At 34.5% G+C, this 23,045-nt stretch carries 17 protein-coding genes; 11 read left to right on the plus strand and 6 right to left on the minus strand.

Annotated features, from left to right (window positions below; genetic code table 11):
- Window positions 1-28: 28 nt before the first annotated feature.
- Both GQR98_RS13330 and recG read right to left on the minus strand, forming a co-directional pair.
- Window positions 29-610: a tRNA-(ms[2]io[6]A)-hydroxylase gene (locus tag GQR98_RS13330; protein WP_159019925.1), complete on the minus strand. Its 582-nt coding sequence runs from the start codon at window positions 608-610 to the stop codon at window positions 29-31.
- Between the two features lie 50 nt (window positions 611-660).
- Entirely contained in the window at window positions 661-2,766 is a 2,106-nt protein-coding gene (recG, locus tag GQR98_RS13335) for an ATP-dependent DNA helicase RecG (protein WP_159019926.1), read from the minus strand.
- Between the two features lie 107 nt (window positions 2,767-2,873).
- Here recG and GQR98_RS13340 point away from each other — a divergent pair, with 107 nt between their 5' ends.
- Entirely contained in the window at window positions 2,874-4,871 is a 1,998-nt protein-coding gene (locus GQR98_RS13340) for a M1 family metallopeptidase (RefSeq protein WP_159019927.1), read from the plus strand.
- Window position 4,872: 1 nt separating this feature from the next.
- Here the strand turns inward: GQR98_RS13340 and GQR98_RS13345 are convergent, their stop codons facing one another.
- Genes GQR98_RS13345 through GQR98_RS13355 form a run of 3 tightly spaced genes read right to left on the minus strand, consistent with a single transcriptional unit; the run spans window position 4,873 to window position 11,797 of the window.
- On the minus strand, window positions 4,873-5,868 hold the full coding sequence (locus GQR98_RS13345) for a PorP/SprF family type IX secretion system membrane protein (RefSeq protein ID WP_159019928.1): 996 nt from the start codon (window positions 5,866-5,868) through the stop codon (window positions 4,873-4,875).
- Window positions 5,869-5,881: 13 nt separating this feature from the next.
- Window positions 5,882-6,514 (minus strand): gliding motility-associated C-terminal domain-containing protein, encoded by a 633-nt coding sequence (locus GQR98_RS13350; protein ID WP_159019929.1) that lies wholly within the window; start codon window positions 6,512-6,514, stop codon window positions 5,882-5,884.
- A 36-nt stretch (window positions 6,515-6,550) separates the two neighbouring features.
- Window positions 6,551-11,797 (minus strand): PKD domain-containing protein, encoded by a 5,247-nt coding sequence (locus GQR98_RS13355; protein ID WP_159019930.1) that lies wholly within the window; start codon window positions 11,795-11,797, stop codon window positions 6,551-6,553.
- Window positions 11,798-11,995: 198 nt separating this feature from the next.
- Here GQR98_RS13355 and GQR98_RS13360 point away from each other — a divergent pair, with 198 nt between their 5' ends.
- Window positions 11,996-12,916, plus strand: coding sequence for a patatin family protein (locus GQR98_RS13360; RefSeq protein ID WP_159019931.1), 921 nt, complete (start codon window positions 11,996-11,998; stop codon window positions 12,914-12,916).
- Here the strand turns inward: GQR98_RS13360 and GQR98_RS13365 are convergent.
- Window positions 12,908-13,426 carry a hypothetical protein gene (locus GQR98_RS13365; RefSeq protein WP_159019932.1) on the minus strand — a complete coding sequence of 173 codons (519 nt, stop codon included), beginning with the start codon at window positions 13,424-13,426 and terminating at the stop codon, window positions 12,908-12,910. The genes GQR98_RS13360 and GQR98_RS13365 overlap by 9 nt on opposite strands.
- A gap of 284 nt (window positions 13,427-13,710) precedes the next feature.
- Between GQR98_RS13365 and GQR98_RS13370 the strand changes: the two genes are divergently transcribed.
- The 9 genes from GQR98_RS13370 to GQR98_RS13410 all read left to right on the plus strand — a co-directional run bounded on the left by GQR98_RS13370 (window position 13,711) and on the right by GQR98_RS13410 (window position 22,998).
- Complete coding sequence (locus tag GQR98_RS13370; RefSeq protein ID WP_159019933.1) at window positions 13,711-15,462, plus strand: hypothetical protein; 1,752 nt, start codon at window positions 13,711-13,713, stop codon at window positions 15,460-15,462.
- Window positions 15,463-15,499: 37 nt separating this feature from the next.
- Window positions 15,500-16,300 carry a prolipoprotein diacylglyceryl transferase gene (locus GQR98_RS13375; protein WP_159019934.1) on the plus strand — a complete coding sequence of 267 codons (801 nt, stop codon included), beginning with the start codon at window positions 15,500-15,502 and terminating at the stop codon, window positions 16,298-16,300.
- 4 nt (window positions 16,301-16,304) lie between these two features.
- Window positions 16,305-16,991 (plus strand): putative metal-binding motif-containing protein, encoded by a 687-nt coding sequence (locus GQR98_RS13380; RefSeq protein WP_159019935.1) that lies wholly within the window; start codon window positions 16,305-16,307, stop codon window positions 16,989-16,991.
- A gap of 93 nt (window positions 16,992-17,084) precedes the next feature.
- Entirely contained in the window at window positions 17,085-17,516 is a 432-nt protein-coding gene (locus GQR98_RS13385; protein WP_159019936.1) for a hypothetical protein, read from the plus strand.
- A gap of 22 nt (window positions 17,517-17,538) precedes the next feature.
- Window positions 17,539-18,210: a hypothetical protein gene (locus tag GQR98_RS13390; RefSeq protein WP_159019937.1), complete on the plus strand. Its 672-nt coding sequence runs from the start codon at window positions 17,539-17,541 to the stop codon at window positions 18,208-18,210.
- Between the two features lie 74 nt (window positions 18,211-18,284).
- Window positions 18,285-18,722, plus strand: coding sequence for a hypothetical protein (locus GQR98_RS13395; RefSeq protein WP_159019938.1), 438 nt, complete (start codon window positions 18,285-18,287; stop codon window positions 18,720-18,722).
- A gap of 86 nt (window positions 18,723-18,808) precedes the next feature.
- Entirely contained in the window at window positions 18,809-19,360 is a 552-nt protein-coding gene (locus tag GQR98_RS13400) for a hypothetical protein (RefSeq protein ID WP_159019939.1), read from the plus strand.
- A 48-nt stretch (window positions 19,361-19,408) separates the two neighbouring features.
- Window positions 19,409-22,258 carry a histidine kinase gene (locus GQR98_RS13405; RefSeq protein ID WP_159019940.1) on the plus strand — a complete coding sequence of 950 codons (2,850 nt, stop codon included), beginning with the start codon at window positions 19,409-19,411 and terminating at the stop codon, window positions 22,256-22,258.
- Window positions 22,258-22,998 carry a LytR/AlgR family response regulator transcription factor gene (locus GQR98_RS13410; protein WP_159019941.1) on the plus strand — a complete coding sequence of 247 codons (741 nt, stop codon included), beginning with the start codon at window positions 22,258-22,260 and terminating at the stop codon, window positions 22,996-22,998. The genes GQR98_RS13405 and GQR98_RS13410 overlap by 1 nt, the downstream gene beginning before the upstream one ends.
- Window positions 22,999-23,045 lie beyond the last annotated feature (47 nt).

A 23,045-nucleotide genomic window follows, 5' to 3' on the forward strand; every position in this document is an offset into this window, starting at 1 on the left:
TTATAAAATATAATGGCAAACCATACACCTAACCGTGTATGGTTTCTTGTTTTCCGTAGTTTTGAATAACTTCTGCTTCAAAATCTATTAATTCTTGCCAGCGTTTATCCACATTTATAGATTTTCCATACTTTCTAGCGAAGCCAATAAATAGAGTGTAATGCCCGGCTTCACTAACCATAAGGTCGTGGTAGAATTTAGATAATTCTGGATCTTTAATTTTTTCTGAAAGTAATTTAAAGCGCTCGCAACTTCTAGCTTCTATCATGGCAGAGAATAATAAACGATCTACCATCGATTGCAGGCGATTTCCGCCCTTATTCATAAATTTGTATAGTTCGTTAACGTAACTATCTTTTCGTTCACGTCCGAGCTTAAAACCGCGTTTTTTTATAATCTCATGCACCATTTGGAAGTGTTCTAGTTCTTCTTTTGCTAATTCTAGCAAATCGGTTACTAAATCGTCATATTCAGGATTTAGTGTGACTATAGTAATAGCGTTGGTTGCGGCCTTTTGTTCGCACCAAGCATGGTCGGTTAATATTTCTTCAATATTAGATTCTACAATGTTTACCCATCGCGGGTCTGTTGCTAATTTTAAACCAAGCATGATATTTTGTTTTTTGTAAAAGTAAGTGTTTTGAGTAATTTTAGTAAAACCTAACTAATATAATTCCAAATGTTTTTATACTTACTTAACGATTTATAAGTATTTAAAATAGGTAGGTTTTCTGGAGCCGATAAGCTTTTATCTTTGTTGAGTATGTTTTTAGCATGATATCTAGCATGTTGTAAAATATCGTTATCCTTAATGATATCGGCAATTTTAAGGTTTAAAACACCACTTTGTTGTGTGCCCATGATATCTCCAGGGCCGCGAAGTCGTAAATCTACCTCTGCAATCTCAAAGCCATCATTGGTTTTAACCATGGTTTCTAAACGCTTTTTGCTGTCTTGGCTTAGTTTGTAGCCCGTCATTAAAATACAATAACTTTGTTCTGCTCCACGACCAACGCGTCCGCGCAATTGGTGTAGTTGCGATAAACCAAAACGTTCGGCGCTTTCAATAATCATTACTGAAGCGTTTGGTACGTTCACACCAACTTCAATTACGGTAGTTGCAACCATAATTTGAGTTTCGCCTTTTATAAAGCGTTGCATTTCGTATTCTTTATCAGCCGGCTTCATTTTTCCATGAACAATGGAGATTTGATATTCTGGCATAGGAAAATCTCTAGAGAGGCTTTCGTGTCCATCCATCAAATCTTTATAATCCATTTTTTCGTTTTCCTTAATCAAAGGGTAGACTACATAAACTTGACGGCCTAATTTAATTTCATCACGAATAAAACGGAAAACATTTAGCCTGTTTTTATCATAACGATGTACTGTTTTTATCGACTTTCTACCGGGTGGTAATTCGTCGATTACAGAGATGTCTAAATCACCATAAACAGACATGGCTAAGGTTCGCGGAATTGGGGTGGCCGTCATCACTAAAACATGTGGAGGCGATGTGTTTTTGTGCCACAATTTACTTCGCTGAGCAACTCCAAATCGATGTTGTTCATCTATAATAGCGAGGCCTAAATTTTTAAATTTTACTTTATCTTCAAGTAAGGCATGTGTGCCAATTAAAAGCTGTAATTCGCCACTTTCTAACTTTTCATGAATAATTTTTCGTTTTGAAGTTTTAGTTGAGCCTGTGAGTATCTCTATACTGATATTTAAGTCTTTAGATAGATCTAGTAATCCGTTATAGTGCTGGACTGACAAAATTTCAGTCGGAGCCATTAAGCAAGCTTGGAAACCGTTGTCAAGTGCCATTAATGTTGACATGAAGGCTACTATGGTCTTTCCTGAGCCTACATCACCCTGTAAAAGGCGATTCATTTGCGCATTACTGCCTAAATCTGCTCTAATTTCTTTTAAAACGCGTTTTTGTGCCCCTGTTAAATCGAAGGGTAAATGGTTTTTAAAAAAGGTGTTAAAATATGTGCCGACTTTATCAAACGGAAACCCTTTTATTTTAGATTTATGAATTAAATTTTTAATAATTAATTGCAATTGAATATAAAATAACTCTTCGAATTTTAATCGAAATTGAGCCTTAGAAAGTAGCTCCTGACTCTTCGGGAAATGGATATTAAAAAGCGCTTCACTTTTGCTTATTAATTTTAATTCTGAAAGTAAGTTTTGAGATAAAGTTTCAACAAATCTTCCGTTTGTATCAATAAAAATTTGCTGCATTATTTTACTAATCATTCGATTTGAAACCCCTTTATTCGAAAGTTTTTCCGTGGAAGGATAAACGGGTTGCATGGCCGAACGCATGTTTTTTTCATGTTCTTCTAACGGCTCTAAATCCGGGTGCGGCATACTGTATTTCCCGCCAAAGGCATTGGTTTTTCCAAAAGCAACGTATTCTGTGTTCAATTTTAAGTTCTCGCGAATCCATTTTTGACCTCGAAACCAAACTAATTCCATCGCGCCTGTGTCGTCAACAAAAGTAGCTACTAGGCGTTTGCCTCGTTTTTGCGCCACTTCGGTAAATTTGGTTATTTTTCCAATAACTTGAATTTCGGCTGTATTGGGTTGTAAACCCTTTATTTTATAGTATTGCGTGCGGTCTATGTAGCGATTTGGAAATAGATTTATTAAATCTTGATAGGTATGAATACCGAGTTCTTTCCGCAGTAAATCTGCGCGATTCGGGCCTACGCCTTTTAAATAATCTATGGGGGTTTGCAGGTAATTACTTTTCACATAACTAAACTAGAAATAATAATTAAACTACAATAATTTTGGTGCTAGTTTTTAACTTTTAAACATCAAAACAACTATATTGGTGCTGTTTTTGAAGGGTTTTATTTATGAGATTGTATTTTATTTTAATTTTTATGGTTTTTAATTGTGCGTTTGGGCAACAAACCGAATACGTTAATTTCACTGTAGCTCAAGCTCATATTGCTTTTGGCGATTTAACTAAAAAAGAAGTTGAGGGCGAGATCACTTATCAATTTGAGATCTTAAAAAATACGGATTCAGTATATATTGATGCTAAAAACTTCAAGGCTATATCTTATGTTTTGGATAATCGGTTTTCGGGAAGTGATTACGATGGTAATCATTTGATTTTGAGGGGTGATTTTAAGGCTGGTTCAAATCATACCGTTGTTATTTCATTTGAAAACCAGCCTAAAAAAGCCATGTATTTTATAGATTGGGAATACCCTGAAGGTAATAAGCAGGTTTGGACACAGGGTCAGGGGAAATATACAAGTAATTGGCTGCCTAGTTTTGATGATAAGAACGAGAAGGTGGTGTTCGATTTAAGCATTTCGTTTCGTAAAGATTATCAGGTTATAGCAAACGGAAACCTTGTAAATAAAGAGGTTTCGGACGGTTTTGCTACTTGGTATTACGATATGCAGAAACCAATGTCGAGTTATTTATTAGCGATTGCAATAGGTAAATACAGTAAAAATCAAGAAGTTTCTAAAAGTAATAAACCGTTAGAAATGTATTATTATCCGGAAGATTCCTTAAAATTAGAGTCCACATACCGCTACACCAAACAGATGTTCGATTTTTTAGAAGATGAAATTGGAGTGACGTATCCTTGGCAAAATTACAAGCAAATTCCTGTAAAAGATTTTCTTTATGCTGGCATGGAAAACACGAGTACAACCTTGTTTTCGGATGCTTTTGTGGTAGACTCTATTGGTTTTGTAGATAAAAACTATGTAAACGTTAATGCGCATGAGTTAGCGCACCAATGGTTTGGCGATTTGGTAACCGAAACTTCAGGTACTCATCATTGGTTACAGGAGGGTTTCGCGACTTATTACGCGCTTTTGGCAGAACGTGAGGTGTTTGGACACGCTTATTATTTTGGGCGTTTATATGAGTACGCACAAGAATTATTAGCGCAAGATCAGGCCGGTGAAAGCACCTCGCTTTTAAATCCAAAATCGAGTAGCGTTACATTTTACAAAAAAGGGGCTTGGGTGCTGCATATGTTGCGTGAGCGTGTTGGTGATGAGGCTTTTAAATTGGGGGTGAAGAATTATTTATTAAAATATCAATTCAAAAATGTTGAAACTAAAAATTTTATAGATGAAGTAGAACTTGCTAGTGGTAAGAATTTAAATTTATTTGTTGAAAATTATTTAATTAATACAGAGTTTTTTAAGGGAGAATTAATACAGCAGTCCGAAACTATATTGAAAAATTTAAGAAATAAAAACGACATTTTTTCTTGTAAGTCCGCATCTATTAATCAAAAAAGTTTTGCTAAATGGGATTTGCTTTATGGAAGTCTGAGCGATTTTGCGCGTATGGATTATTTTAAAAGACTTGTGAAAGATTCATTGATTGATGAAACTAATTTATTTCGAGGGGTTTTGAATTCTAAAGACATCAAAATACGTCAGTTAGTAGCTCAGACTTTAACTAAAATTCCAACAACATTACAAGCCGAATATGAAACGCTTTTAAATGATGATTCTTACTCAACCATAGAGACAGCCTTATTTAATTTATGGGTAAATTTTCCGCGTAAGCGAAGCCTTTATTTGGATAAAACAGAAGATGTTCAGGGGTTTAATGATAAAAATGTAAGGCAGCTTTGGTTAACGCTAGCTTTGGTGACTGAAAATTATGAGTCTGAAAATAAATCAAAATATTTTGATGAGTTAACAAATTATACAGGTTCTAATTATGGTTTTGAAACGCGCCAAAATGCTTTTCAATACTTACATCAAATACAAGCTTGTAATACGCTTTGCCATAAAAACTTAGAAAAAGCATCTTCGCATCATAATTGGAGGTTTTCTAAGTTTGCTAAAACGTTGCTTAAAGCAGAGTGATTTACTTTCTGCGTTCTAAATTTGCTGGGTTTCTACAGGTTAAGCAACCTGTTAAATAGGTGATTGAAAATTCAAAAACACCATCTGTTCTACCAATATTTGTGGTATTGATATCATAAGAAAATCCAAATCGTAAATTCTCCATTTCTAAACCAATAAAAGTATTTACGGAGGTTAATAAATGACTATTCGCATCGTTTTTTGCTGGATTGGTAACCGCTGTTGCGCCTAATAATAGTTTTTGTAATTGGATGTTTGTGCCAATGTCTAAACGATTGTAAGCGCCTTGTTGCATGTAATTCATGGACAGAAGCATATCATTACGATCAAAATACGGAAATTTGTAATTGGCATGTATGGAATAAAAAATATCTAAGGGTACATTACCGTTTTCAACAAAAGAAATATTAGGTTTATTAAGGTGTTTTATGGAAGCACCAAGCCATAAATCGGTGTCGTTTCGTAGGTTTCTTTTATCGAAAACAAAACCTGCTGTAAAATCCATAAACATAATTTTATCGTTGGCATTTGGTGCTAATGGGTCGGCACTATTCGGGTTAATAATACCAGAATTAATATTGATTTGATCGGATAAAAGAATGTTGTTAAAATTAAAGGATTTCTGACCAAAACCAGCTTCAATTGCAGGTCTAAAATACCAATCGTTCGATAATTCTACATGATATGCAAAATTTAAATTAGCCTGTAAATGGTTGTAATTGGTATTGTTTTCATGCTGATTCATGATGCTAAACCCAATACCGCCGAGGTTTTCAATCCATGTGTTATAGAATGCGTATTCTGTATTGACGCGTAAATCTAGGCTAGGCCACTGCGTGCGATGAATCACACCGAAATAAGCAGCGTCTTCAAACCCTGAAAACCCTGGGTTTAATGTTTCAGGTACCAGAAAGTACTGTGAAAAAACGGGGTCTTGTGCGTTCGCTTTAAAATAAAAGCAACTTAAGACTAATAGTATTGAGAGTTTTAATTTCATCTTACGTATTGCTTTATTTTATAGATACAAATTTACCTTTCTCAGTAATGATTTTACCGTAAGAGGTTTTTGCTTTTAGTGTAAAATAGTAATTACCGTTTTCGGCTTCGGTATCTTTAATTTTTCCGTTCCAGCCTGTTAAATTATCACCTGTTTCGCTGTAAATTAAGCTGCCCCAAGTGTCATAAATATGAAATTCGAAATCGTTTAAAGCTTTAGTTTCTGGGTGGAAATAGGCATTCATAGTATCTCCGTTTGGGGTAAAGGCGTTTGGCATAATTAAATCGTAACCTTTTGTAATATCAATATTTATCGTTTTCGTGTAAACGCAACCAAAAGGATATGTTACGGTTTGTGTAACGGTATAGTTGGCTTCATTTAAATAGGTGTGTTCGGGGTTTTCTTCGGAAGAAAAAGTACCATCTCCAAAATCCCAACTTACAGCAATAAAATCATCTGTTGCTGTGTTTGTAAATTGTATAGGATCGTGTATGGAATAAAATCCGAAAGTGCTTAATGTATTTGATGTTACGTTGAAATCGGCATCGCCTAAAACAGGAATCTCAACCTGGTAAGATAAGTTGGTTGTACAGCCGATATTATCGGTAACTTCAATAATAACAAGTCCGTTAAAATCCGTATTCATTAATTGGCTGTTGCTACCACTAACGGTTCCGCTAGACTAGGTATAGCTGTATGGCGGCACACCTCCAGAGGCTTGTGCTTCAAAAGTTTGCTGCACGGTTTTAGCTTCGCAATCAAATATGGTGTTTGTATTAACGATTATTTCATGAGGTTCAAAACGATTAATAGTCCAATTTCCTGAGATATCACAACCATTAGCATCGGTAACTAAAACCGAATAATCGCCAGGTGGAATATTGTTTAAATCTTCCGTAGTGGAGCCGTTAGACCATAAATAAGTTAAGGGCAAAGTACCTCCGGTGACAATTAAGTTTATTTGTCCGCTATTGGCATCAGCGCAATCGAGCGCGTCGGTTGAATTCCCCGAAAGGGTTAATATATCAGGTTCTGTAATGGTGAATGTTTCGGTAATCTCGCAAGGTGTACCATCGGTAATAGTAACGGTATATGTGCCAGGGCCCATATTATTACGTTCTACTCCTGAGGTGGGATCGTCGTTCCAAACCAGATTTAGGGGAGTTATACCACCGACTAGATTTAAAACAATACGGCCATCGTTAGCACCAAAACACGAGACGTTTGTGGTGCTTGGCGTTATTTCGAAAATAGGCACTTCTTCAATAATAACGGCAGCTTCTTTTTCGCAATTAGTAGCGTCGGTAACCGTAATGATATAAGTACCAGGAGATAAGTTGGTTTGTGAGTTTCCGGAGCCTAAATTGCTCCAAGCTATGGTGTATGGTGCATTTCCACCGGTGATGTTGTTAATGGTTATCGCGGCATCATTATCGCCATAACACTTAATTTCTGTTGCGGTATAATTTATGATAATCTCGTCACTTTCAGTTAAAATAACCTCGAGGGTGTCTGTACAATTGGATTTATCCGTAACGGTAATTTGGTAAGTTCCGGCAATTAAACCTGCTATGTTTTGTTGATTGCTTGTGAAACCATTAGGGCCTTGCCAAGTATAACTATTATCGTAAACACTAGGAGCAACCTCAATTGGGCGACCACCTGTAGTGTTTATGTTTATTGCGCCAGTAGAAAAACCGAAACAATCAATGTTAGTTTGATTTACTAAAGTAACATCTAATACAGTTGGTTCTATAATTTCAAAATCTTGAGTAATAGGTGTGCAACTACGAGCATCGGTTACGGTAACTTCGTAATCTCCGGGAGCTAAATTGTTTAAATCTTCAGTATTAGCAAATGGGCTACCGTTTCTCGTCCATGCATAGGTGTAAGGCGCCGTTCCTCCTGAAATTTCAATACCAATACTACCATCATTAGCTCCAAAACAAGAGATTGTTTCAGAGTCAAAATCGATATTGCTGAAAATTAATGCATCCGGTTCTTTGATGTTGAAGGTTTCTGTAAATGGGCAACCGCCATCGTCTAAAATATTTACGGTGTAGTCGCCAGGTTCTAGATTTGAAATATCTTCGGAAGTGCTACTGAAACCATTTGGTCCCGACCATGATATTTGGTAAGGGTTTCCTGTTGAAAACGGAACGCCTCCAGAGATAGAAATATCTAAAGCGCCAGAATTGGCACCGAAACAATTACTATGGGTTACCGTTGAATTGATGCTTATTGAAGGGTTTACGGTAATCGTTACCGTAAAATTGTTGCCGATACAAATTCCTGAAGTTGGCGTTACGGTATAAGTAACTGTAGAAGGGTTTGTGGTACTATTGGTTAAAGTTTGGCTGATGCTACTTTGCGGGCTATTTTCCGCGGAAGCGCCAGAAATTGTGCCAATTGGGTTAATAATAGGGGCTGTCCAAGTATATGTTGTGCCTGTTGGAACTGTATTTCCTCCGGAACTGCTAGGCGTAATATTGAATGAGGTGCCGCTACAAATAATATCCGAAGTAGCATTGATACTTGGTGTTTGGTTGATGGTTATTTGGGCAGCATCCGAAGTAATTAACGTACAACCTCCCGAACTAAATGTGATTACAACATAGTAATAGTTGTTACTCACAGTTCCAGATGGAGGATTAAAACTAGATCTTATTTCTCCAGAAATATTCGTGCCTGTATTCGTGTCGCTTGTGCTGTTAGAGTACCATTGATATGTTGGTGTGCCAACGCCATCGGCATAAGACACCGATAACGGATTTATAACATCGCCCAAGCAGTAGGTTGCAGAAACAGGCTGTGCGGTAATGGCTGGAGCAGCGTTAACTACAACCTCTGCCGTGTCGCTTGTTGTAGTACAATTGAAACTGGTTTGTGAAATTTCAGCATAATAATACAAGGTACCAATAGTTGATGTTGGAGGTGTAAATATATTGTTTGTTGCGCTTGTGATTAACGTTCCTCCAGAATTACTATTTACGGAATTACTATACCATTGATAGGTGTAGCTTGAACCAATACCTCCAGAAACTGAAACTTCTAAATTTTTAGGAGCAATGCCTTGGCAAAGGGTTTGTGTTAGAGTGGGTTGAGTGTTAACTACAGGGGTATTGGAAACAATAACTTCGGAAGCATCACTCGTAATTGGACTGCAGCCGCTTCCGTTCAAGGAAATCATGATATAATAATAGTAGTTTCCTGCTAAAGTAAAAGCTGGTGGCGTATAATTGATATTGTTGGCTCCTGAAATTGCAGTGCCACTTATATTTGAGTTTGTACTATTGATGTACCATTGATACGACACAGTGCCAGTACCACCAGAATGTGTTACGCTTAGCGCGGAAGGAATGGTGCCGCCAATACAAATGCTTTGTGAATTTAAGGGTTGACTGTCTATTTGTACACTTTCAACAATTTCTACGCGTGCAGTCTGTGAAGTAATTTCATCGCATCCAGCACCCGATGTAAACGATGCAATAACATAATAGTAAGTTATTTCGGTAGGTGTGTTTGGAGGAGTAAAACTGTTTGAAGTTTCCGAAGGTATAGGGGTTCCTGTAGTATTATTGTCTGTTGTATTGCTATGCCATAGGTAGGTTGGCGTGCCTGGGCCATTTACGGCAACCGTTAAGTCTGTAACCGCTCCATTTAAACAAATGGTTTCGGGTTGTGGTTGTATTGTGAATTCAGGAGCAGGACCTACGGTAATAACCAAATTAACGGGAGTTCCATCACATCCACCAATAGAAGGAGTGATTGTAAAAGTAACAGCTTCTGAAGTAGTGTTGCTGTTGGTTAGCGTTTGCACCGGAATAACGTTAGAAGTTCCAGACGCTGTATAACCCGTAATACCTGTAGGGGCTGTAGCGGTCCAGCTATATATAGTGTTTACAATGTCCGAAGTTAGTGTAACCGTATCGGTATCTGTTCCCGAACAAATGGTTTGCGTTAAATTGGTATTGGTGATATTCGGAATTGGATTTATCGAAAACGTTTCTTTGTCTGTCGTGGTTCCACAACTTGAAGTCACGCTAAATGTAATTTCGTAGTCGCCAGATGTTGCGTAAGTGATGGTTCCGGGGTCTAAAGTGTTTGCTGTAGCAGGCGATCCTCCAGGAAAACTCCAAGCGTAAGTTAATACTTCCGAAGCAGGTGCACAGCTATCCACCGTGGCTATAGGTGTTATAGATGCCGAACCGCAAACATCGGCAATGGAATTAATTGTTGCTTTTGGAGGTTGTTTGACTTCTATGGTTTGTGTGGTGTTACTACTTCCGCAGGAATTAGTAACGGTTAGTTTTAAATTATATGTTCCGGAGGTTTCAAAGTTAAAAGTAGGTGCTGCAGAGTTTTCATCAGTTCCGCCAGTGAATGTCCATTGTTCTGCTCCAGTGGCACAAGGTCCAGAAGTGTAGGTTACTTCCCAAAGGTATTCTTCTCCACCACAACTTTCCGATAAGTCGGAGGTGTTTGTAGTTTGCACGGCGAGTGGAGCGCAACCTTCGGTGTTGTTTAGGGTGAATACCGGAGTAAGTTCTGGTTCTACACAAATTGTTTTGGTTATATCATCACTACCACATTTGTTTCCTGTTTTTAGGGTTACGGTATAATTTCCGGGGCTGGTGAAATTTAAACAAAGTTGATCACTTCCAGGTAACCATGAGTTGCCATCAGCTAACCCGAAATCGTTACCTAGGCTACCACTTGCTATTGAGTATCCTGTATTTGGAGATACTTCCCAAACAATATTAGGGCTTGTGTCGCAAACGCTTCCGCTTCCCAAGTTCTCTTCACCTATAGATGTGTTTGTGAAGCAGGTTGATGTGTTTGTACATGTTTTATCAGGACTATCAAAATCTGCTTCAGGAGCTATTGAAACATATATAGGGACAACTCCTACGGAAGAAGAACTACAGGGGTTTGTAGCAACAATAATTGCAGAGAACGAATTTTCATAAAAATTGGTTCCATCAGAGCTTGTTGTGTTGCAAGAGGAAGAGGTGAAATCATGAGTAATTTCAGAAGGTGGTGGGTGATTAAAAGTTTCTGGTACTGAGCCGTCATTAAAAGTAACGGTGTAGGTTGTTCCTGGAGCATTGTTTTCTGCTCCTGTTATAGGAAAAGTTAATGTTCGGGAATTACAAATATCTGTATTGCCTGGGTTTCCTAATGAAACACCTGGGTTGGAACCAACAAAGACAATGTAGTTTTCTGTTGTATCGCAACCATTATCTCCTGTTATAGTATATGTTAAGTTGTGCTTACCGACGGGATAGGTATGCGTCGTCGTACTCCATGTAGTTTCATTGAATTCTGTAGAGCCATCTCCCCAATCAATGGAGTAGGATGTATTTAAAGTGCTCGTGGTAGATGTGTTAGTAAAAGTGAAAGTTGCTGTGGAGTTACTACACTGTCTAAATACTGATTGGCCTTCAAATGTAGACCCAGACCCAGTACCTCCTAAATTTGTGTTAGGAGAATTCGTTACCGTTATGGTTGCTTGGCTGGATGTCGTTGTTATTTCATTGTTGTTATCTTCAACTGAAAGTAAATTATACACAAAAGTTCCTGTATTTTGCGTACTAGCATCAATAGAGATGGAATTGTTTGTTCCAGTAGTGGTAATTGTTAATGAGGAACCTCCATTTATATTATAGGTAAAAATATATGGAGCAACGCCACTACTTCCTGTAAAAGTGATTTCAGGTTCTAGAGATGCATTTTTACAAACCGTTGCATTCCCCGAAATATTAGCGGAAGGTGGTAGTGGCTTAACTATTTGGTGCTCACTTTCTATAGGAATTCGCGGGTTTAAAGCCGTGGTTTCCATGGTTTTTGTTTCATTTTGGATTAGGCCAAAATAGAGCGTAGATGCTATAAGTGAAAATAGCAAAGCTTGAAGAGTGAAATTCTTCATAAGATTAGGTTGGTTAATAGCTGACACTAAATTAATTAAATATTTTAGTTGTAGTCGTAAAACTATATTTAATCTTGTTTTATTTTAAGATTTCCTCTAAAAGAGCTCTTATATTTACTTATTCGTATTGAAATAAGTTTTAATTGAAAAATAAGCTATCTCTAAATTCTTGTTTATATTTACGCATAAAATTTTTAAATGAAAGCATTAGTAATATCGGGTGGAGGAAGTAAAGGTGCATATGCAGGTGGCGTAGCTCAATATTTAATGCAGGAAGAAGGTCGTGAATACGATTTGTTTTTAGGAACATCTACTGGTAGTTTGCTTGTGCCGCATTTGGCTGCAGGTAAAATTGATAAAATTTATGATGTTTTTACTAACGTGAAACAGAGTAATATTTTTAGTATTAACCCTTTTGTAATGCGTAAAAAGGAAGGTCGAGATTATGTTACTATTAATTACTTTAACACGTTACTACAGTTTATAAAGAGTAAGAGGACCTTTGGTGAGAGTAAAGCGCTTAAACGCTATTTAAAAAGACATTTTACCAAGGAAGAATTCGATTTAATTAGAGAAACCAAAGAAGATGTTGTGGTTACGGTTTCTAATTTATCAAAAAATAGAGTAGAGTATAAGTCTATAAAAGATTTTAGTTACGACGAGTTTTGTGAATGGATATGGATTTCTTGTAATTATATTCCGTTTATGTCTTTGGCTAAAGTTGATGGTTTTGAGTATGCCGATGGTGCTTTTGGCTGTGTTGTGCCAATAAGAGAGGCTATTTTGCGTGGTGCTACCGAAATTGATGCAGTAATTTTAGAATCGGAAAATATGGAGTACAACAAAGTACTTGGTAAAAACCCCTTTTCGTTAATGCTTAATTTATTTGGACATTTATTAGATCAAGTAGAACGTAGTGATATTACTATTGGTAAGCTGGCTGCAAAATATAGAAATGTGCAACTTAATTTATACTATACACCGTCTAAACTTACCGAGAATTCTTTAATTTTCAATAAAAAACACATGACAGTTTGGTGGAAACAAGGCTTCGATTATGCTAAAAGTAAAAGCTTGGAAGCACGCTCTAATGAGTTGCGTCAAGATATTTTACCATAAATCGGAAACTTCTTCTTTAATATAAGATAACGCAGCATCGGTTGGTGCTAAGCGCTCCATCATTTCGGTTAAAACAACTTCGCGTAATTTGTTTGCAGTATCTGTTTTTTCTAGTAAACTCGCCTTTCTAATAAGTTGAATGGTTGCGTTTTTAGATGCTGTAATAATGTTCCAACATTTATCGGTGATGTAGATTTGTTGCGATAAATTATGCTCAAATTCTTGCTCTATACTTTGTATTAATAAAGACTCATAGTTTTCTTTATTAGACGATGTTGGAGCAATACGTATAAGTAATTTTGATGGTGTAATGCGTTCTAAAAAAATAGCCATACGTTCGTAAGCTTGCAAACGCAAAGGTAGTGCAGTTACTTGCATGTCTTTTTTTAATAAAAAGCGTCTGCGACCATCTTCATTTTTGGTGTGTTCTCTAAAAAAGTAAAAAGCGATTAATCCCGTAATTATAGATGGGATTGTATACATGATTAGGGATAAAACTTGTTCTTCCATAGGTTTAATAATACACTTACAAACATAAGGTGTTTTTTTATAAAAACATAAATTTTCTAATGGTTGCATGAAATAGCTCTTTCATCGAACCAAAACTTCATCTCCGTAAATGCGTCTGTAAAACTCTGCATATAGATGTTATTTTGCAATAGCTATTAGTTATTTCAACCTAAAACTCTTTATTCATATTTTTTTAGAAAAAGGGGTAACATTTTTACAACTTGATTGATGTAACTATAGAAAGCTTGTCTACTTATGGTTAAAGCTACAAAACAACATTAGTTATGAAAACAATTTTAAAGACCACGTTATTCCTTTTTCTAGCAATTTTAATACATAGTTGTCATGAAGATGATTCTATAGGAGGTGATTCTGGATCTCAAGGAAATGAAGAATTCGATTTCGGTTCTCAAGTGCAAAGAGATTTTATAGGTATTATAAAAGATGAAACCAATACAGCTATTGGTAATGCCGAAGTTAATATAGGTACAGAAACAGTACAAACAGACGCTAATGGTGTTTTTGTAATTACAGATGTTTCTGTGCAAGAACGTTTTGCTTATATAGAGGTAAATAAAGCAGGCTATTTAAAAGGTTTAAAAACGGTTGTCCCTACAGAAGATGTTAATAGTATAGAGATAGTATTGTTGGCAGAGCAAGTGCAAGCGCTACCATCAAACAATGAAATTCAATTATCAAACGGAACAAAAGTAACTTTTGATGGGAGTTTTGAAGATGCAAACGGAAACGCATATACTGGTGCTGTGTATTACTCAATGAATCACATAGATCCTGCGAGCCCCAATATAGCTAACGAAATGCCAGGAATGCTTTTAGGAAAAACAGCTGGAGATGATTTTGAAATGTTACAAACCTATGGTATGCTTCATGTAGGTTTAACCGATGCTTCTGGAAATTCACTTCAAATAGCAGCAGGAAGTTCTGCTGAAATTAGAATGCCAATTCCTACTGAATTACAAAGTGGAGCGTCAACAACAATTCCGTTATGGAGTTTTGATGAAGATGCTGGTTATTGGGTAGAAGAAGGTTTTGCAACTAAAACAGGTAACGAATATGTGGGTACTGTTGCTCATTTTTCTTGGTGGAATTGCGATATTAGTTTTCAAACAGAACTACTTTGTTTAATTGTAGAAGATGTTAACGGAAACCCTTTAGCGAATGTAAATGTAGATTTAACTTTTCCGGGGAATCCTTTTCCAGGAGTGGGTACCTCAAATCAATATGGACAAATTTGTGGAGTGGTACCATCTAATGAGGTCTTAACTCTAACAGCTTACGATTCTTGTGGAAACACACTTCTAACAGATACTATTGGTCCGTTAAGCGGAACAAGCTCGACTACGATAACACAAGTACTTACTATTCCAAATAGTTCAGCATTACAAGTTGTTACAGGTAATTTTTTAGATTGTAACAATAACCCTGTAACAAATGGTTATGTAGAATATCTTTATGATGGTAAACGTGTCGTCTTTGTTGTAACCAATGGTGTTTTCGAAATTAGCACGCTAATTTGTAATTCAGATACTAATGCTATCATCGAAGGAGTAGATTATGGTTCGGATCAATCTACCGGGTCTATGCCTATTCTTTTAACCCCGCCTACAACTAATCTAGGAACACTTTTTTCTTGTAATGCTATAGATGAGTATATGACTTATCAATTGGATAACAACCCTGCTGTTACCACAACATCAGTTCTAGGAGATAAAAATATTTATTCGGGAGGTTTTGATCTTCAAGGAACACCACAAGACCCCTCACACGAGTATTATTTCAGTATTCAAACGATAACACCAGGGGTTTATACTTTAGCCGATTTTAATGGGCTTGTTGTAATCACTGAAATTGATTTAAACACCAACATTTCAGCAACCCAAAATTTTCAGATTGTAGTTAATAACTTCAGTACTATTGGAGGTTTTATAGATGTAGCGTTCTCGGGAGATTATGTTGATGGTAGTGGTGTAACTCATAGTATTTCTGGAACATTACATGTAAGAAGAGATACTTAATAAGCTTCAATTAAAAAACAAAGAAATATTTTAAAATATGTTTCCAGAACTATTCACTTTTGAGTTATCAGGATTTTTATCAAACCTATTGGGTGTAAAACATGTTACGGTTTACTCTTATGCTTTTTTAATAGCATTAGGAACTTTGGCTGCAGCTATTTACACTAAATGGAGCGCGAAAAGAGAACTAGGTATCACTAATATTTCTAACACATTTTTTTATCTCATTTTTATAGCGGGGTTTGTTGGCGGAAAGTTGTTTTTCTATTTGCAAGATCCGTTGCTCTATATACAAAACCCTAGTTTAATGTCTGATAATTTTTCGGGAGGTTTTGTATTCTATGGTTCGTTTGTAGTTATTATTCCATATATCATTTGGTATTTAAAAAAGCAGAAGATACCGGTTTTGCCCATGCTAGATATTTTTGCAATTACAACGACCATTGTACATGCTATAGGCAGGTTAGGTTGTTTTAGTGTAGGATGTTGTTATGGAGCTCCAACAACTAGTAGTTTTGGTTTAATATTCTCTACAACACATGGCATGTCTGTACACCCAACACAATTATACGAGGTGCTGTTGCTAGTCTCTATTATGTTAACGTTATTAATAATTAAAAAGCACAAACAATTTAATGGGCAAATTTTCTTAATCTATTTAATACTTTATGCTTTAGGTCGTGGTATTCTAGAGTTTTTTAGAGGAGATGATAGAGGTTTTATAATAGAAAATGTGCTTTCACATTCGCAATTTATCGGCTTATGTCTTATTTCAATTTCAGCTTATTTCTACTATAAATATTATACACAAACAGATTTAAAAACAATTAATATATAACATTATGAAAAATCGATTTTTAAAAATAATATTACCAATTATGTTATTAGTAACTGCTGTATTTATAATAGGTTCCGGATGTAGTATGGGTGGTAGTACTTCGTATAGTTATTGGCCAGACTTAGATCAAGATGGCTTTGGCGATTCATCAGTAAATGGAGTTTCATATACATCTAGTGATGAACCTGCAGATTATGTATTAGACAATACAGATTGCGATGATACCAATGCCGATATTAATCCTGGAGCAACAGAAATTCCAGATAATCTTATAGATGAAGATTGTAATGATTTACACGCTTTTACTTTTTATCATGATGAAGATGGTGATGGTTTTGGAAACCCAGATGTTTCAGAAGTTTTTGAAATTGTTTTAGGAGAAGGAGCGCCAGAAAATTTTGTGGCTAATAATGCAGATTGTAATGATAAAGATCCAAATATAAACCCTATAGCAGACGAAATTTCTAGTAATGATATCGATGATAATTGTAACGGAGAAATTGATAAAGACGATATTACTTATGTAGATGCAGACGGTGATGGTTACGGCTCTCAGGAACGAGCAGAAAAAGATGGTGTTTATAACGCTTTAGATTGCGATGACACTAATATTGATGTTCACCCTTATGCTACTGAAATTAAAGACGGTATTGATAATGATTGTGATGGAATAGTAGATGAAGTTTCTTAAAAAATTAAAAAAAAATGAATTAAGGGGTAACAATTTCTTAGTTGTTTTGATATAAGGGAAATGTATAATTAATATAAAAACAAATTAACAATTATGAAAAATATTATTAAATCTATTTGCCTACTAGTTTTAACATTAGTTTTATTTAACTGTGATAACGATGATGGAGATGCAGACAATCAAGATGTTTGTAATTATGCAGGCTTTACTTTTTTAGACACTTCAGATAATACGCAAACTCTAATTCCAGAGGCAGAACTCACTACCGATTTCTACTACACATCATCTAATGGTCCTGAAGTAGAAATATATAAAACATCAGAACCAGGCGATTTTTGGTTTGTAACTACAGTGGTTACAGAAAATGCTTCAGGAACGGGTTCGTTAAGTGTAGACGGAACTATTTATACCGTAGACGTTACATGCCAACGAACGGGAAGTGCTGTTGGAGACGAAATGCGTTTTGATATTACAGCAAGTGGATTAGAAGCCGAATACTGTGTAATTATCGATTTATATCATTAATAAGTTTAAATAAGAAATAAAGATGAAAACAATAAAAATACTTTTAGCACTTATTACTATTTCAATGTATAGTTGTGATAATAATGATGATGCACAAACCAATCCTGTAAACCCAACAGATGGTTTTACACATAATGGTATGTTTTACGAAACAGCTAACGCTTATTTTGAAATAGATGAAGATAATAACCCTCCAGATCAATACAACTTTTTCTTTATTGATGGGCGTATGGCAGATGGCGATTCTAGCACGGGAGCACCAGCAGATGCAAACGAGTATATATTCACGTTAAACACGTCTAATTTTGTGTTTTTTAATTTAACTGTTGAAGATAATCCAAGCTTAGCAAATTCTGCACCAACTGCCGGAAATACGTATTTAGGAGATCTATATCATGCAACAATCAATTCAACTCCAGATACCGTAATAGTAGAAAATTATATAGGTACTTTTGAGTCCTTAAGTACGCCTTATTTTATTGATGGTGTTGAGTATGGTAATCCATCTTCTGATGATGATACTAATGCACAAGGTCCAGGAAATGCTACACCTACATTAACGGTAAATGCCATTAATATTGATACCATCAACCCTGAAGAAAGTACAATAAATGTAGATTATGTTTATGTAAATCATCTTGGTGAAACATTTACAGGACATTATGAAGGCACATTAGGCGTTTTTCAAGATTAAAAAGCATATTAAAATTTAATAACAACTTTCAATCAAGGATATGGTAATTCCATATCTCTTTAAAAACGCATAAAATGAAAAATATATTTATTTTATTACTCTTATTATCCTTGGGGACATCTTGCGATAATGATGATGGTAATGCAACAAACGAGTCGCAATGTAACTATCAAGGTTTCTCATATTTCGACAATAACAATAACGATCAAACTTTGATTCCAGAAATGGAGTTAAATACGCAACACTTCCCCAATGCAAGTAATGGGCCTTATGGTGAGCCAGGAATAGAAATAGCATCATTTACAAGTTCGCCAACCTTGTTCTTTACAACTAATGTTATTGAATTAAACGAAACTGGCCCAGGTTGGATTTCAATAAATGGTGCCGAATTAGAAGAAGTAACAGTTACTTGCCAACGTGCAGGAACAGCCGTAGGCGATGAGGTACGCTTAGATGTTATTTATAACAGTATGGAATTAGAATTTTGCGTAATAATAGATGAGGTTTTATAAATCTATTTTAGATTAAGAAGAACTAAAATATTTAATCAGTTTTTAAAGACAGTAATAAACAATACCGATAATAAGAAACAACAATAATGAACTCAATTTTAAAATCAATAAGCCTAGCTGTTATATTGTTATTAATATACAATTGTAGTAATGATGATGCATTGACCTCTACAGGTAATACGGATGAGTATTTTAAATACACCATTAATAACGGAACAGAAAGGGTTTTCGACTCTTACGCTAAAGGTTGGTTTACTTCAAATGCTAATTCCGTATACCAAAAGTTCTTTTTTAGAGCCGGTGCTGAAACAGCATCAGGATCAAGCCCGATTATAGATGGAAGTTTTACCTTTCAAGATTTCAGCGCGTTTACATCTACTACCAATTTTGCTTGGGGAGTTTCAGATGGTGTTACTAGTAATTTTTATTTTACAGATATTTTTGCAGGAAACATGTTTATTTCTAGTACAACAAATTTACCAAGCACACCTATTATGTGCACAGTTACAGCACACCCGGTAATTGTAGGTGATTATATAGAATTTACCTTTTCAGGAGATTATATTGATGCATTAGATCCTACAATTCAAGGTTATGTAGAAGGTGAAGGTAGAGTATTACGAGAAATAGATCAATAAATACTTAAAACCCTTACTTTTGTTTTAATCACTTAAAATTAAATACTATTGAAATATAAAAAACTCTATATCGCTTTATTACTTATTTCGATATGGAGTTTTTCCTTTTCACAACAATTTACAAATTACACTACCGATAATGGTTTACCAAGTAACCATATTTATAAAATAGCTCAAGATCAAAAAGGGTTTTTATGGTTTGCCACTGCTAAAGGTTTGGTTAAATATAATGGCAATACCTTTAAAGTGTTTACTACTAAAGACGGTTTGGCAAATAATGATGTTTGGGGAATTTACCCAACACCAGATAATAAGCTGTGGTATTTATCTAAATCATCAAAATTAGGTTACATAGAAAATGATAGTGTATACGGTTTTGAGAGTGAACAAAAAGGAGAGATTTTTAGTCCAATTTTTTCAAGTCAGGTTGATAATACTATTATTTTAACGGGTTCTAATAAATTTCATGTTTTAAAAGATGAAAAATGGCGTAGTCTAGCCGATTCTAGAGCAGAAGATTTAATAAGAGTAGCTTATGTTAAGCATGCTCAGGTTTCAAGTTTTACAACAAATACAGCTAAAGATTCTATTTTTGTTAGAGATGAAAATAAGACTGTTATTGAGGGTTTTGAGTTTAAAGATGTACTTGGAAATAAGAATGTAAGAGGCCAAATTACCGATAGTTTATTTTATTGGGTAAATAATAAAGAATACGCTTTTCTCAATTTAAATACTTTAAAATTATATAGGAGAAATTTTAAGAATGAGATTAATGTTGAAACGTCTAAATACGTAAGGGTTAATCTTGTTAATAATGGCTTGCAAATTTCAGGAGAAGGCTTTGTTGGTATGCTAGATCCCGATTTTTACATTACCAATACATATTATATTCCGAAGGAATTAAAAGCACATTTCGGTTTTTATGATAAAGTGGGGTCTATCTGGGTAAGCACATTTACAAATGGTATTTACCACTTACCTAAAGAAAAACAACAAGTTAAATATTGCTTATCTACAGAAACCGTAAGTGATATTAGTTATGTAAATGATAAAATAATTGCAAATGTTTTTAATAAAGGATTTTATAAATATGATGATCTTAAAAAAGAGTTTGTACAGTTTATAGTAGAGGACGATTATATTTTTGATGCTTCTTATATTAAAGCTTTAGACGCAGAATATTATCTATCTAAATCGAGTGTAAGAATCGCAAAAAACAATAAAATTGAGAAGCTCGGTTTTTTAAATAACATCAATGGTATTAACGATAAAATTAGGCAGTTAGTTTATCATGATGATTATTTTTATACTAGGTTTTCATTTGGAATGAATAAAATAAATCCAAATAATTACAACATTGAAAACCAGTATAATCAACAAGGGGTTAATCAAATATTCCTATTCAATCAAAAGCTTTTAGTTGCTACATCTAGTGGTTTAAAAGAGTTTATAGATGAAGAATTTAAATCTATACCATTTACCAATCAAGATTTTAATAAGTCTATTTTAAACCTTAAAGCAGTTTCAGAAGACGATATTTTAATAAATACAGATGGTTTTGGCGCTTACATTTCAGATTTAAAAACCATAAAGCAACTTCCTGGTTCCGAATTTCAAATTGTAAATAATGCCTTTATTGAAGATGATATTATTTGGTTAGCAACAGAGTCTGGTATATTTAAATACATAAAAAATAATGAGGATTTTAGTCTACAATTGGTTCTAGATAAAAACAACGGATTATCCTCTAATAGTGTGAGCAGTGTTATTGTTTACAAGAATAAATTAATGGCGAGTACAGATAAAGGGATTGTAATTTTACCTAAAGATGTAAAAAATGAAACCCATTTGTTAGATGTTTATATAGATAAGGCTACGTATAATAAAAGTGATATTTCAGCAGATTATTCTGTTTTTAAATATCAAAAAAATAATAATTTAAATTTCAATATATCGCATATTGATTTTTCGTCGGGAGATGATGTTTTTTCATATAAATACAAATTAAAACCTATTCAAAAAGATTGGGTAACAACAACAACCAATAATTTTAGTTTTAATAATCTTCAACCCGGAAAATATACGCTGCATATCGATGCCGGTAGTGCGAAAAAACAATTAAGTTTCACAATTCAACCTTTGTGGTGGCAAGCCATTTGGGTAAAAGGGCTCATGGTGTTGTTAAGTATATTTCTTATTGTATTAATTTCTAGATTTTTTGTAAAACGCTCACAATTCAAAAAAAATCAACAAATATTTCAAGACAAACGTTTGTCAGAATTACAACTAAAAGCCTTAAGGTTTCAAATGAATCCTCACTTTGTTTTTAATTCCTTATCGGCAATACAGTACTATATAGGTGAAAATAATTTTGAAGCTTCAGAAACATATTTGGTGAAATTCTCAAAACTTATTCGTCAATTTTTCGAGTTATCTAAAGAAAACGAAATCTCTTTAGGTACCGAAATTAGCGTGCTTAATAACTATTTAGAGATTGAGAAGCTTCGGTTTAAAGAAAAGCTAAATTTCACGATCAATATTGATGAAAAATTAGATAAAGAAAGTATTACCATACCAACCATGTTGTTGCAACCCATTGTTGAAAATGCTGTAAATCACGGAGTTTTTAATAAAATGAATAACGGATTAATTACGCTCAATTTTGTTTATATCAGTCCGCTCAGTTTTAAGGTTGAAATTATTGATGATGGAGTTGGGTTTGTGAACACCAAAAAAAGAAACCAAAAGGAAGTTAAATCTTCTAATGTTTTGAAAGATAGATTACACTTTTTAAATTCTTCGGAAAAATGGAACATAAGTTACAGCAAAGAAGAAATGTATCCAGATCGAGAAGATAAAGGGAATAAGTCGATATTTATAATTGAAAAAAACAAATAATGGATAGTATAACGGCCATATTGGTAGACGATGAAATTTCAAACTTAAAAGGTTTACAACGCAAGATTGAAAAACTATTTCCTGTTATTAAAATTTCGGGTGCTTTTCAAAAACCAGAAGAAGCCATAGTCGCAATTAATAAAGAAGAACCGCAAATTTTGTTTCTAGATATAGAAATGCCTAGAATGAATGGTTTCGAACTGCTGGCTAAACTTAAAGACGTCAATTTTCAGGTCATTTTTGTAACAGCGTATAGTGAATATGCTATTGAAGCTTTTAAAAAATCGGCTATAGATTATGTTTTAAAACCGGTAGATAATGAAGATTTGGTTAACGCTGTAAATAAGGCTTTAGACTTAATTAGGTTAATGAATGAGAGCGATAACAACTCTAAGCTGGTTAGTTTATTAGAAGAAAACATAGCGAACAATAACAAAATTGTGGTGCCTACTAAAAAAGGAGTTTCATTTATTCCTCAAGATGAGGTTTTACATTTAGAAGGTTATGATGGGTATACTAAAATCCATTTAATAGATAAAACTACAATAATGAGTTCTTATAATTTAGGGAAATTTGAAAAGCTATTAAATTCAAAATTTTTCAAATGCCATAAATCTCATATCATAAACTTAGAAAAAGTACGACATTTTGAAAATGAGGGTTATGTGGTTTTAGATAATACCTACCGTGTGCCTATTTCAAAAGCAAATAGAAAAGCATTTTTAAGTTTATTTAAATAAATTCAAAAAATAGGGTAACAAAAAATAAGGTAAATGTATATAAGTGT

It is taken from the genome of Algibacter sp. L3A6, from assembly GCF_009796825.1.
Taxonomy (GTDB): Bacteria; Bacteroidota; Bacteroidia; order Flavobacteriales; family Flavobacteriaceae; genus Algibacter.